The 12,767-nt window shown below is 35.9% G+C and carries 13 protein-coding genes; 2 read left to right on the plus strand and 11 right to left on the minus strand.

What is annotated here, in order from left to right; all coding sequences use genetic code 11:
• Window positions 1-9: 9 nt before the first annotated feature.
• The 9 genes from AACM45_RS19075 to AACM45_RS19115 form a co-directional block, all read right to left on the minus strand.
• Complete coding sequence (locus AACM45_RS19075; protein WP_339144678.1) at window positions 10-498, minus strand: GTP-binding protein; 489 nt, start codon at window positions 496-498, stop codon at window positions 10-12.
• Between the two features lie 177 nt (window positions 499-675).
• Window positions 676-1,380, minus strand: coding sequence for a sulfite exporter TauE/SafE family protein (locus AACM45_RS19080; RefSeq protein WP_339144679.1), 705 nt, complete (start codon window positions 1,378-1,380; stop codon window positions 676-678).
• A gap of 1 nt (window position 1,381) precedes the next feature.
• A complete protein-coding gene (locus AACM45_RS19085) occupies window positions 1,382-1,825 on the minus strand; it encodes a FixH family protein (RefSeq protein ID WP_339144681.1) in 444 nt (147 codons plus the stop codon).
• 8 nt (window positions 1,826-1,833) lie between these two features.
• Window positions 1,834-3,252 (minus strand): cytochrome c oxidase accessory protein CcoG, encoded by a 1,419-nt coding sequence (gene ccoG / locus AACM45_RS19090; RefSeq protein WP_339144682.1) that lies wholly within the window; start codon window positions 3,250-3,252, stop codon window positions 1,834-1,836.
• Between the two features lie 64 nt (window positions 3,253-3,316).
• Window positions 3,317-4,264: a cbb3-type cytochrome c oxidase N-terminal domain-containing protein gene (locus tag AACM45_RS19095; protein ID WP_339144683.1), complete on the minus strand. Its 948-nt coding sequence runs from the start codon at window positions 4,262-4,264 to the stop codon at window positions 3,317-3,319.
• Window positions 4,261-4,452: a CcoQ/FixQ family Cbb3-type cytochrome c oxidase assembly chaperone gene (locus AACM45_RS19100; protein ID WP_339144684.1), complete on the minus strand. Its 192-nt coding sequence runs from the start codon at window positions 4,450-4,452 to the stop codon at window positions 4,261-4,263. The genes AACM45_RS19095 and AACM45_RS19100 overlap by 4 nt, the downstream gene beginning before the upstream one ends.
• A 6-nt stretch (window positions 4,453-4,458) precedes the next feature.
• Window positions 4,459-6,657, minus strand: a complete 2,199-nt coding sequence (gene ccoN / locus AACM45_RS19105; protein WP_339144686.1) for a cytochrome-c oxidase, cbb3-type subunit I — start codon at window positions 6,655-6,657, stop codon at window positions 4,459-4,461.
• A 6-nt stretch (window positions 6,658-6,663) separates the two neighbouring features.
• The gene (gene ccoS, locus AACM45_RS19110; RefSeq protein WP_339144688.1) at window positions 6,664-6,864 is read right to left on the minus strand and encodes a cbb3-type cytochrome oxidase assembly protein CcoS; all 201 of its coding nucleotides are present in this window, start codon (window positions 6,862-6,864) and stop codon (window positions 6,664-6,666) included.
• 74 nt (window positions 6,865-6,938) lie between these two features.
• Complete coding sequence (locus AACM45_RS19115) at window positions 6,939-9,335, minus strand: heavy metal translocating P-type ATPase (protein WP_339144689.1); 2,397 nt, start codon at window positions 9,333-9,335, stop codon at window positions 6,939-6,941.
• 178 nt (window positions 9,336-9,513) lie between these two features.
• Between AACM45_RS19115 and AACM45_RS19120 the strand changes: the two genes are divergently transcribed.
• Both AACM45_RS19120 and AACM45_RS19125 read left to right on the plus strand, forming a co-directional pair.
• Complete coding sequence (locus AACM45_RS19120) at window positions 9,514-10,149, plus strand: Crp/Fnr family transcriptional regulator (protein WP_339144690.1); 636 nt, start codon at window positions 9,514-9,516, stop codon at window positions 10,147-10,149.
• Window positions 10,150-10,241: 92 nt separating this feature from the next.
• Window positions 10,242-11,135: a universal stress protein gene (locus AACM45_RS19125; RefSeq protein ID WP_339144691.1), complete on the plus strand. Its 894-nt coding sequence runs from the start codon at window positions 10,242-10,244 to the stop codon at window positions 11,133-11,135.
• A gap of 318 nt (window positions 11,136-11,453) precedes the next feature.
• On the opposite strand, the gene AACM45_RS19130 is transcribed toward AACM45_RS19125, so the two are convergent.
• Both AACM45_RS19130 and AACM45_RS19135 read right to left on the minus strand, forming a co-directional pair.
• Window positions 11,454-12,017: a BfmA/BtgA family mobilization protein gene (locus tag AACM45_RS19130; RefSeq protein ID WP_339144692.1), complete on the minus strand. Its 564-nt coding sequence runs from the start codon at window positions 12,015-12,017 to the stop codon at window positions 11,454-11,456.
• Window positions 12,018-12,310: 293 nt separating this feature from the next.
• Window positions 12,311-12,767, minus strand: a 457-nt coding sequence (locus AACM45_RS19135) for a site-specific integrase (RefSeq protein ID WP_339144694.1), incomplete at its 5' end; no start/stop codon positions are given.

Genomic DNA, 12,767 nt, shown 5'->3' on the forward strand with positions numbered 1-12,767 from the left:
GTATTAAAGTTACCTTAAGGCATCTATCATAAATTGATGTAGTAACCTCATTTGAGGCCTTCCTTTTCGTTTCCCCAATCTTCCAAAAATGTAAAAGGCAATCCAAAGTACAGCCATAGTTATCATAAGACTTATTTGAATTCCATAAGGTTTGTTCAACGAAGCAATGGAGTACGCCCATATACCTAGAATTATAAAGCTTGTGGCAACCCCAAAATGAAGAAATATAAAGAATGTCCAAAGCGTTGGATTTGGACCAAAAACACCAAAGATCTTACAATTCTTTTTGTCTCTCTCTTCAACCTCTAAATGTAGTTGCGGTGACCAAAAATGGTTCTCTTTTTGGTTGAATTTTATAAAAATATGTTCATCAATACGTTTTACTAAAAAAGGGGCTTTCTCAGACTGTCTCAAAGATTCCAATACGTTTTCTTTAGTCTCGGCTAATTCTAACTGAAACCTGGGACGTAATACGATATCATTTGATGCTATTTTCATGTGTCTAAAATTTTTAACTGCCTGTAAATAAGCTTTCTAAAAATTTAAGAACCTATGCAACCCTACCCGAGGCAGGCAGGCACTCGTTGTACTCGTTCTCTCCTGAATTTATTTTAATCAGTCCACTGGATGTGGTTTTTTATTAAAAAAATTCATGTTCGTTTCACATTATGGCACTCAATTATGACATTGTATTTCTGCTGAAACCAATTCAACTACTGGTTCTGGTGATATGTAGGGAATACCCAAACCTAGACCTCTAATAATAAAGAGGGCGCCAATAATTACTACAAAAGCAGGAACTGTTTTTTGTACTCTCTTCCGAAGATTACCTTTAAGCATTCCACTAAAATAAATAGCCGTAGTCATTAGAGGTATAGTTCCTAATCCAAAAAGTAGCATATATAGTGAACCTTCTAAAGCATTTCCCATAGCTATGGCTCCAAAAAGAGCCACATATACCAATCCGCAAGGTAGAAACCCATTTAAAAAACCGATAGTTAGAAAAGTATCTGGAGATTTCTTTTTCAACTCTTGACCTAATCGATTTTTAACTTTAGAAATGATTTTGTAGATGGGTTTGGACAGATTGTATTTTGCAAATGTTTTATAGGGAATCAATACAATCAATATCATTAAAACTCCAATACTGATTGATAGCTTTTGTTGCATCCCAAAGACATAAAGTCCTTTGCCCAATAAACCAAATAATAATCCAATAATACTATAGGCTAATAACCTCCCAAAGTGATAAATCAGAATCTGAGAGAATTTTTTAGTTTTATTTGTTCTATCCACTGGGAGCATAAAAGCAATAGGGCCACACATTCCTACACAGTGTAAACTTCCCATTAAACCTAGTATGATAGCTGATAAAATCATATTAATAGACTATACTTTCTTTGTACAAATAAGCTTCTCCTTCATATTCCCACGAGATTTTAATGTCCCAACGGCCATCCAACAAACGTTTGTCAGGTATGAGCAAATGTGCATTGGACAGACTTATGGATAAGTCAAAATCCAAGTGTTTGTTAGATGGCCTGTATAGAGACACTATTCCCTTTATTTTGTCATTATTATAATGGTCTGGAAATTTTAAAAGCAAACCTTGTGATGTTTTTTCAACACTCATTTTTGCCTTATTAACAGCGTTAGTCGCTGCATCAATCTCATTTTGATATTCAAGCTCTGCCTTGTAATATTCTTCAGTAACCAAATCGTGGTTTGCACGATTGTCCATACTCATTCGAACAACAAAAAACAGAATGAAACTTATGAATCCAATAAATGATAATACTATTGCTGTTCCCCAGTTTATTTTCATGATTTTTTCTATTTATAACTTCTAGGTGCTAAAAATGCAGTAGTTGTGGTTTCAATTAATTTACCATCGCTATACACTCCAATTTTTACTTTTTCTTTATCACTTTTTATAGCTGCATTGTTTATCTCAATAAAAAGTGTTCCTTCTGCTAAATCCTGTGACGGAACTTTAAAATCTTCACCTCTAACTAAAGCAATAGAGCCTTTATGGGAGAGTAATTTAAAATTCACATTTTTAATATCATTAGTGGTCTTATTGACCAATTTAAAGGTGTAGACATTGCTGATAATATTACCTTCTTTACGCTCATATAATTGTCCAGGAAGCCTAAGAATATTAGCTTCTAAATCATTTCTCAAGAAAAGCATCCCAGCTAGTATCCCAGTTAAAATTATTAGGACCGCAGTGTATCCTTTTAACCTGGGCGTAAATGTGAATTTCTCCTTTTTTGTTATCTCATTTTCACTGGCATAGCGTATCAAACCTTTTGGAAGGTTTACCTTTTCCATGATGGTGTCGCATTCATCAATACAAGCTGTACAATTAACACATTCTAGCTGTGTTCCATTTCTAATATCAATCCCGGTAGGGCATACGTTTACACATTGAAAACAATCGATACAATCACCGTGACCCAAGGCTGTTCTATCTTCATTTTTACGAAATTTCTTTCTACCATTTTCTGATTCTCCTCGTTTATGGTCATAGGCAACTACAATAGATTTATTATCCAGTAAAACTCCTTGCATTCTTCCGTAAGGACAAGCGATAATACAGACTTGCTCCCTAAACCACACAAAAACCCAATAAAAAACTGAAGTGAAAATTAATAGCGCTATGATAGTACTAAGGTGCTTTAATGGGCCATCACTTACATAAGCTATCAACTTATCGCTACCTATTAAATAGGCAAGAAAAACATTGGCTATCAAAAAAGAGATAATGAAAAAGATAATCCATTTGGTAACTCGTTTTCTGATTTTCTCAGCATTCCATTCTTGGCGGTCTAATTTAATTTGAGCACCACGGTCACCATCTATCCAATATTCTATTCTTCGGAATACCATCTCCAAAAAAATAGTTTGTGGGCACATCCATCCACAGAAAATACGCCCAAACGCAACTGTAAATAAGGCTACAAAAATCACCCCGATAATCATGGAGATAACAAACAAATGAAAATCCTGAGGCCAGAATGGGAAACCAAATATATTGAACCGTCTTTCCAACACATTAAACATCAAAAATTGGTTACCATCGATTTTTATAAATGGTGCAGCAAACAAAAATGCAAGTAGAAAGTAACTAACATACTTTCGGTAGGTATACCACTTGCCGCTTGGCTTTTTTGGATAGATCCATGCACGTTTTCCCTCTTTATTAATGGTTCCTATGCTATCCCTAAAATTTTCTTGGTCTTGCGCCATGTTATCTTTATTAATTGCTAAACATTGAGAACCGCATTACAGTTGACAGCGAAAATCCTAGTACCTATTTCAATGCCACAGTGGTGGAATCTGCAACAACAGTAGCAGAATCCTTTACTTGTTCTTCTTGACCTGCATTTTCATCTATCCAAATATCGCCTTCAGGGTCTTTAGGGTTGGCTGCTGTTGTACCTTGAAAAGTGAGCACATAGCTTGCCACTTGAGCCATTTCAGCAGGTTTTAGAATCTGCTTCCAAGCCACCATGCCTTTACCATCTCGTCCACCTTCTGAAATAGTATTGAAAACATTTTTGATTCCGCCCCCTAAAATCCAATTTTGGTCAGTTAGATTAGGACCTATTCCGCCACCGCCATCTGCCATATGACAGGCCACACAGTTGGTTTCAAAAATTGCTTTTCCCGCATTAAGGTCAGATGCATCAGTCAATAATTCAACAGTGTTTACATCGACTAAATCCTTTGCGGTCCTCTTATATTCTTCAATGGCTATTTGGGCAGCAGCTACTTCTTGTTCGTATTCCAAGTCTTGGTCATAGTCATTAAATACATGAAAACGAGCTAAATAAATTACCCCAAAGATGATGGTTGCATAAAACATATAGACCCACCATGGCGGTAATTTATTATCCAACTCTCTAATACCATCGTAATTATGGTCAAGAATAATCTCCCCTTCTTCTTCAATAGGTTTGGAGCCTAAGAGTTTTTTGTACATCCGTTTTCCCCAGGACCATTCCCATGATTTAGACTTTGATGCCAAGTAGCGTTCCTTAGCTTTATCTGAAAGCGTTTGATACATGACATTTTCTATTGCCTGCACTATCAATTCTATGGCAATCAACAACACCAATACAAAGAGTAAAAAGAATTGTGCTACTTGGTTTTCTATAAATGCTGGTTTATCACCAGAGTCGATGAAGTATTCCATCAATCCAAAAATCAAAAAGAAAAGGACAAGGACTCTAAGCCAACTTATGGAGCTAAATTTCATAGTTCAAAATTTTCTTGGTTATTATCATCTAAGGGTAGGTTGCTCATTTCTTTTATATGGCTTTTGGTAGCGGTAAATACCCACAGACCCAAAATCACAAAAAAGAGAAAGAAGATGAGTAATGATATCATAGGATATGTGGCAATGCCTTCCATACTTTCCATATGATTTTTCACAAACTTTAACATGATGTATTAATTTTTTGAGATTGTTTCTTCAGTTTCCTTTATTTTGATATCAGTGCCCAAGCGTTGGAGATAGGCTATCATAGCTATAATCTCACGGTCGCGCATTTCAATGAAATCTTCACCATTTTCAGCAGCGTACTTTTTATCTGCTTCGTAGGTTTGGGCAAAATCAGGGTTTGTATAAAGGCTTTCTACAATTTTATTAGCCTGTTCCTCCATAGATGCTTCTGCATTTGCTATGTCTTCCTCGGTATACGGCACTCCCAAAGAGACCATAGCTTTCATTTTATCTTGTATATCACTACGGTCATGTTCATCACGAATCAACCATGAATAAGAGGGCATAATAGAGCCAGAAGAGGTACTCTGCGGGTCATACATGTGGTTTAAGTGCCAAGTATCGGAATACTTACCTCCAACTCTTAGCAAATCAGGACCGGTACGCTTGCTTCCCCATAGGAAAGGATGGTCATATACAAATTCTCCTGCCTTGGCATATTCTCCATAACGTTCCACTTCACTACGGAATGGACGAATCATCTGGGAGTGACAGCCTACACAACCTTCTCTAATGTAGAGGTCACGACCCTCCAATTCTAATGGAGTGTATGGCTTAACACTAGTTATGGTCGGAATATTTGATTTCACCAAGATTGTGGGAACAATTTGTATAATACCCCCGATTAAAATGGCAACCGTTGCTAAAATGGTCAATTGGATAGGCTTACGCTCCAGCCAAGTATGGAATGTTTCCCCAGCAGTTCTCTTTTTGGATACTCTGGTCAAAGGTGCAGCTTCTGCCAATTCATCATCAACTTTACTTCCTGAGCGCATTGTCATAACAACATTATAAATCATCACACAAGCACCTATAATAAACATACTTCCACCAATGGCTCTCATCCAATACATTGGCATAATTTCATTTACGGTTTCTAAGAAGTTACCGTAAACAAGTGTGCCATCTGGGTTAAAATCTTTCCACATTAAAGCTTGGGTAAATCCAGCAACATACATTGGCAAGGCATAGAGAATAATCCCTAGGGTTCCAATCCAGAAATGTAAGTTTGCTAACCCTTTTGAGTAGAGTCGGGTTTTAGTCATTTTTGGGATTAACCAGTAGATCATACCAAAGGTCAAGAAACCGTTCCATGCCAATGCCCCAACATGAACATGAGCAATAATCCAGTCACTAAAATGAGCAATGGCATTAACGTTTTTAAGGGATAACATTGGCCCTTCAAAAGTGGCCATACCATAACCGGTAATGGCTACCACCATAAATTTTAATGTTGGGTCTGTTCGTACTTTATCCCAAGCACCACGTAGGGTCAACAATCCATTAATCATACCACCCCAAGAAGGAGCAATCAGCATAATGGAAAAGGCAACACCCAGATTTTGTGCCCAATCTGGAAGGGAAGAATACAATAAGTGATGCGGACCAGCCCAGATATATATAAATATTAATGACCAGAAGTGGACAATGGATAATCGATATGAATAGATAGGTCTGTTTGCCGCTTTAGGAACAAAGTAATACATAAGCCCTAAGAATGGTGTGGTTAAGAAAAATGCAACGGCATTATGTCCATACCACCATTGGACCAATGCATCTTGTACTCCTGCATAAACCGAGTAACTTTTTAAAGCACTTACAGGAAGCTCTAAACTGTTGAAAATATGTAATACTGCAATAGTTACAAAAGTTGCTAGGTAAAACCAAATCGCAACATACATGTGCCGCTGTCTACGTTTGATGATAGTACCAATCAGATTCACACCAAAGGCTACCCAAACCAACGCAATGGCAATATCTATTGGCCATTCTAGCTCTGCATATTCTTTAGAGGTAGTATAACCTAAGGGCAGTGTTATTGCTGCTGCTACAATAATCGCCTGCCATCCCCAAAAATTAAAGTTACTTAGGGCATCGCTAAACATTCTTGCCTTAAGCAGACGCTGTGTAGAGTAGTAAACTCCAGCAAAAATGGCATTCCCCACAAATGCAAAGATTACAGCATTGGTGTGTAAGGGTCGTAAACGCCCAAAACTAAGCCATGAGATACCGTCTGTAAGATTGGGAAACATAAACATAAAAGCGATGAGTAGGCCCACTGCCATTCCCACTATTCCCCAAAGCATTGTTGCATAAAGGAATTTCTTCACAATTTTATTGTCATAGTAAAACTGCTGTACTTCCATAATTACTTATTTAGTTGGATTTGTTTTTTTGGTTTTTTCTTGTTCTGTAGCTGAGGTTTCTGAAACTAGTTCATCTTCAAAAAGCATGCGCACGGATGGTGTATAGGAGTCATCATACTGTCCACTTTTGACCGAAATAATAAAAGCTGTGAAAAAGATTACTGCCACAATAATGCTTATGGTCAGCAACACATAAATAACACTCATACCTACCTGATATTTAAGGTGTAAAAATATAAGTGTGGTTACTCAATAAATATGATATTTGTCATGTTTGGAATCTATTTTAGTTTTCTTCCCAAGAGGTTTGTCATTAGTGTTGCAAATGCTACCACACTAATGGAGCTTAGCGGCATTAAAATAGCCGCGATAACAGGTTGTAGTTGACCAGTTACAGCAAAATATAACCCAATAATATTGTACAAAAGAGACAGTATAAAACTCAGTTTTATAATCTTTATCGCTTTTTTGGAAGCTAAGATATATTGGTATAGTTGACGGAATTTTGTCGCATCCAAAATAGCATCACAAGCTGGAGAAAAAATGTTCACATTTTCTGATATAGCAATACCCACATTTGCTTGTGCAAGAGCTCCCGCATCATTTAACCCGTCACCAACCATGAGTACTTTTTGGTTCTGTTCTTGTAGGGATTTTACAAAGTCAAGTTTATGTTCTGGTTTTTGATTGAAATAGAGAGGAGTCAATTCTGGCAGTAGTTTTTCCAGGTTTGTTTTTTCACCCGAGTTATCACCTGATAAAATCGCAAGTTGAAAGGTTTCTGACATGTCTTGGAATAGCTCTGAAATGCCTTCTCTATAGTTATTGTTGAAAATAAAACATCCCTTGTAAGTGTCGTTACTACTGATATGAACCGAAGTATTTTCTGCACTTTTAATTCCAGTATTTCCAGCAAAAGAGGAAGAGCCTATTTTCATGTTTTGGTCTTTAATTGTTCCTTCGATACCTTCACCTGTATGTTCCTTATATTCGTCTAAGGTTACTATGTTATGCTCAGCAAGCATATCATAAAGACTTCTGCTTAATTGGTGGTTAGATATGCGCAATGTATTTTTTAAGAGCGCTTCTTCTTCCAATGTCAATGGTACTCCTTTATACGCTGCAGAACTCTTTTTTGAAGTAGTGATAGTACCAGTTTTATCGAAAATGGCAGTATCGATTTTTGCTAATTGCTCAATGGTTTTTGTGTCCTTTAAATAAAATTTCTTTCTTCCAAAAATGCGAAGCATATTACCTAAAGTGAATGGTGATGCCAATGCAATGGCACAGGGACATGCGATGATCAACACAGCTGTAAAAACGTTTAGCGCTTTGCTAGGGTCATAATACAACCAATAACTAGTAGCTATAAATGCAATTGTTAATACTGATATGGTGAAACGTTTACCAATACTATCAGTCAAAGTTTGGAAGGTATGGGATGTATCCTTTTGAAAAACTGAATTGCTCCAAAGCTGTGTTAAATAACTCTGGGAGACCGATTTTAAAACCTCAATTTCAATGGCACTATTCAATTGTTTTCCACCAGCAAAAACTTTATCGCCAGATTCTTTATACACAGGTTCTGATTCTCCATTTACAAAGCTATAATCGATTCGGGCATTTCCATTAATTAGAATACCGTCAACAGGAATTAATTCTTCATTTCGTATTAATAGCCGGTCGCCTCTTCTAATATCATAAACCTGTGCGGTTTCTTCTTTTTTGTTAGGAAGAATTCTAGTAACTGCAATAGGAAAATACGACTTATAGTCACGTTCAAAGGACAAAAAAGAATAGGTTTTCTGTTGAAAGAATTTCCCCAATAGCAAAAAGAAAACCAATCCTGTTAAAGAGTCAAAAAAACCGGGACCCCAATTGAAACTAATTTCTAAAGTACTTCTAATAAATAACACTGATATTCCTAAAGCAATAGGAACATCAATATTTAATATTTTGCTTTTTAACCCCTTAAAAGCGGAAATAAAATAATCTTTCCCTGCATAAAAGACTACGGGTAATGAAAATACAAACATCAACCATCTAAATACATCTTGGTATTTATTGAGCCAGAATTCACCACCATCTGATTCGCTAGACGCTAAATCAAAATAATCCGGAAAAGAAAGAAACATCACATTCCCAAAAGCAAAACCAGCAATGCCCACTTTGTAGATGAGACTTCGGTCAACACCTTTCTTTTTGGTATCGTAATCATCCAAAGAGATATAGGGTTCATAACCTATTTTAGCTAAAAGAATAATCAAATCTTTTAAAGAAATATCGGAAACGCGATAGGTGACTCTAACAGTTTTCTTGGGGAAATCTACCTGGGAATTGTTAATAAACGGATTAAGCTTATTTAGATTTTCCAATACCCAAATACAGGAACTACAATGTATATGAGGAATATAGAGATTTACAATTTGTAAGTCACCGTCGTTAAACTCGGTTAATCTTTCAACAATAGTAGGAGTATCGAGAAAATCGTACTTTCCTTCAACCTTTTTTGGAGTGGCACCAGCAGCTGATTGTAAGTCATAATAATAGGATAGGTCGTTACTAGAAAAAATTTCATAGACAGTTTTGCATCCATTGCAACAGAAGTTTTTTTCATCAAATTCAATGATTGTTTTTGAGCAATCATCACCACAGTGGTAACAGTTTGTCGTATCCATATACAATTGCTAACATACCTAGGACAAAGTTGAATACTCTACTAGTTTTAAAACATGATATATGTCAGTTTTTGTTTAACTTGTTACAGCTACCTTTGTGAATATCAGGTATAAATAAAAGGGTATGGAAAGTAGATGTGAAAATTGTATAGTCCGACAATTCAATGCTTTACGAGCTATGAATAAAGAGGAATTGAAGCAAGTATCGGATTCCAAGACTTATAAAACCATTAAGAAAGGCGAATCGCTTTTTGAAGAAGGCGAAAAGCTAGATGGTATCTATTGTGTGCGCAATGGAGTCTCCAAACTTTCAAAACTCAGTGCAAACGGAAAAGACCAAATTGTAAAATTGGCAACTAAAGGGGAGGTTATCGGTCAACGTTCCGTCATTGCTGAGGAACATACCAATTTAAGTGCCACTGCAGTCAATGATATGGAAGTCTGTTTTATACCTAAAGAGACTATTTCAAATACGATGCATAAAAACCCCAATTTTACCTTGGAAGTTTTGCGTCATATGGCACATGATTTAAAAGAAGCTGATGATGTGATTGTAAACATGAGCCAGAAAACAGTAAAGCAACGAGTAGCCGAAGCTTTTCTTTATTTAAAAAATAATTTTGGGGAAGATGAAAATGGCTTCCTTATGCTAACCTTATCCCGAGAAGACATTTCTAACGTGGTTGGTACAGCTACGGAATCTTGTATTCGTATTATTTCTGAATTTAAGAAGAAAGGATATTTAAAGACTTCAGGAAAGAAAATTCGTATTGCCAATGAAAAAGGGCTCCAGAATTTAGTGAACGGTTTCTAATAGAAAAATTAGATTTTCAAAACCTGATAATTGTCATAGTTCTTCTTTTAGCACTATTTTAATTTTACCCTATTGTACTTTAGAAAAATAGGATGAAAAACATATTAATACCAACAGACTTTTCGGAAAATGCTTGGAATGCCGCAAAATATGCAATAGCACTATTTAAAGATGAACTGTGTGTTTTTTATTTACTCCATACATATACACCCAGTATTGCCCACAGTCGTTTTATGGCTGCTTCTATAAATGGGAGTGCAACGGATGCTATCCAATATAATTCCCAAAAAGGGCTTGAAAAGCTGGTCGCTAGCATTAATGAAATCTATAATAATCCCAATCATAGCTTTAAAACTATTTCTTCATTTAGTCTTTTGATTGATGAAGTAAAAGAGCTGGTTGCTGCTAAAAATATAGACCTTGTTGTAATGGGCACTAAAGGCGCATCTGGATTGGAAGAAGTATTTATGGGAAGCAATACAGTCCGCATCATAAAATCTGTAAAAGATTGTCCTGTACTAGCCATTCCTCAGTATTTTGAATTTAAAGCGCCTTCTGAAATAGCTTTCGCAACGGATTTTAATCGATTTTACACACTTTCTGAATTGCAACCGTTATTAGATATGGCGAATACTTTTAATGCAACAATACGTATTGTTCATGTGCAATATGAAATAAAGGCTTTGACGGAAATACAACAGTTCAACCTAAGTATGTTGCGTAAATATTTAAGAGAAGTTGAACATTACGTACACACGGTTACCGAACTTAACTCGGTATCTAAAACGCTAGAAGTGTTCACCAATGAATTGGATATTCATCTATTGGCAATGCTACATTATCAGCATAGCTATATGGAAAGGATAACGCGTGAACCTGTCGTAAAACGTTTGGCTTTTCATACACAGATTCCCTTATTGGTTATACCAGAGTTAGGTATGGGAACGTATTCTAAAGAGAAAAAAGAGCTTTCTTTTTCAAATTAAAGCTATACTATATTTAAGTGCACTCTTTACTACTTTTTAAGTATTTATCTGTATCATGAGATTACTTTCTTATAATCTTTAACTATTACATTTCAAACTATCAATTTAAGTTCTTCACTTATTCCTCTACTTTGGGTTATAGTGTTTTGTATAATTCAAAAAAAATAATTGACTTATGGTGAAGTCTTTTGCTAGATACATCCAACATAGAAAAATTATAGTTTCAAAATTGTTATATCAAATATGCGAGCGAAACCATGTTTCGTGCTGCAAGTCCCAAATCTTACCAAACTTCATCCTATCTTTTGCGAGGTAAGATTAAAAGTCTTCTTTCAATGCTTTTTTTAAGTTTTCCAATTCTGATGGTTCAATCTCAATTTTGAAATACGGTTTTCCAAATCTTGGTTTCTCTTTTTTGATATGTTCCAAGAGTTTAAGGACTTGTTTCCGTTCCTTCTTCCATTTCTCTTTGAGTATATAATTGTCATATTGGGACACTTTATTCCCATTTAAGGATTGGTCATACATTTTTTGTTGCAATTCTAAATCCTTTCGACTGTTCTTCTCTTCTTGTTCTGCGAAATCAAATACCTTTTTGAGCATATCATGAATTTTTGGGATAGAACTGTTCTTTTGCCAGTTTCGAAGTAATTCCTCTATATAATCTAATCGTTTGTTCAAACGATGTTCAAAACCCATATGGTTCATCAAATGCTTGTTCTTTGGAGAAATTTTAGCCCCTTCAAAGAAGTCCATCATCAGTTCCAATGTAAGTGTATGCGACTTGGAAATCTTCTTTGAAAACTCCCGATATCTTCCAGCAACTATACGATTGATACTTATAGCTGAGAAATCACTTTTTTTCTTGTTTTTCAATTCCATTTACTGTAATTTTTTCTAGGGTTTATCGGGTCTAACAGAACATTTCTTGATTTTTGCGTCAAAAAATATTTTGGTTATATTTTCAATTTATTGAAAATCAATGGTTTGTAATCCGTAACATCGCTTTAGCGTGTTACCCTCTTGCTTTACAAACCTTATCCGCTTCGCTGCTAAAATTTGTAAACTTTAATCAGTGCTTTTTACTCAAAAAAGTAGTTGCGCCCTATCCGATTTTTTCTTTGCGCTTATCTTCCCGAGCACTAAAAAAATCCGACAGGAACCATGCGCAAAAGTTAGGGTAAGGATTTGGGGGCTGCACTACTTTCAATTTCTTGTTTGCTCTTTAATTTATCCATTAAATCCTGCATGTCTTCCCCTACTTTCTTTTGCAGTACCCTTGCATAGATTTGGGTAGTTGACAATTTTGTATGCCCCAATAATTTGGAAACTGTTTCAATAGGAACTCCATTGGATAATGTGACCGTTGTTGCAAAAGTATGTCTGGCTGCATGGAAGGTGATGTTTTTATGGATACCACATGCTTTGGCTATCTCCTTTAAGATTTGATTGGTCTTTTGATTGCTATAGACCGGCAACAGTTCATCTGTCATTATACTTTCTTCTCGATACTTTTCAAGTATTGCTTTGGCCATGGGCAGCAACGGAATCTTGACAGGTTCATCTGTTTTAGCCCTTTTGGTATGTATCCATTGGTTCCCATCAATTCCTAATAATATTTGACTTGGCTTC

The organism is Croceitalea sp. MTPC5, assembly GCF_036985505.1.
In the GTDB taxonomy this organism is placed as follows: Bacteria; Bacteroidota; Bacteroidia; order Flavobacteriales; family Flavobacteriaceae; genus Croceitalea.

Bases quoted from the DNA above. Each gene is read 5' to 3' on its own strand.
- ccoS (WP_339144688.1), bottom strand. From the start codon at position 6,864: ATGAGTGTTATTTATGTGTTGCTGACCATAAGCATTATTGTGGCAGTA.
- AACM45_RS19085 (WP_339144681.1), bottom strand. From the start codon at position 1,825: ATGAAAATAAACTGGGGAACAGCAATAGTATTATCATTTATTGGATTC.
- AACM45_RS19095 (WP_339144683.1), bottom strand. From the start codon at position 4,264: ATGAAATTTAGCTCCATAAGTTGGCTTAGAGTCCTTGTCCTTTTCTTT.
- AACM45_RS19120 (WP_339144690.1), top strand. From the start codon at position 9,514: ATGAATAAAGAGGAATTGAAGCAAGTATCGGATTCCAAGACTTATAAA.
- AACM45_RS19080 (WP_339144679.1), bottom strand. From the start codon at position 1,380: ATGATTTTATCAGCTATCATACTAGGTTTAATGGGAAGTTTACACTGT.
- ccoG (WP_339144682.1), bottom strand. From the start codon at position 3,252: ATGGCGCAAGACCAAGAAAATTTTAGGGATAGCATAGGAACCATTAAT.
- AACM45_RS19075 (WP_339144678.1), bottom strand. From the start codon at position 498: ATGAAAATAGCATCAAATGATATCGTATTACGTCCCAGGTTTCAGTTA.
- AACM45_RS19125 (WP_339144691.1), top strand. From the start codon at position 10,242: ATGAAAAACATATTAATACCAACAGACTTTTCGGAAAATGCTTGGAAT.
- ccoN (WP_339144686.1), bottom strand. From the start codon at position 6,657: ATGGAAGTACAGCAGTTTTACTATGACAATAAAATTGTGAAGAAATTC.
- AACM45_RS19115 (WP_339144689.1), bottom strand. From the start codon at position 9,335: ATGGATACGACAAACTGTTACCACTGTGGTGATGATTGCTCAAAAACA.
- AACM45_RS19130 (WP_339144692.1), bottom strand. From the start codon at position 12,017: ATGGAATTGAAAAACAAGAAAAAAAGTGATTTCTCAGCTATAAGTATC.
- AACM45_RS19100 (WP_339144684.1), bottom strand. From the start codon at position 4,452: ATGTTAAAGTTTGTGAAAAATCATATGGAAAGTATGGAAGGCATTGCC.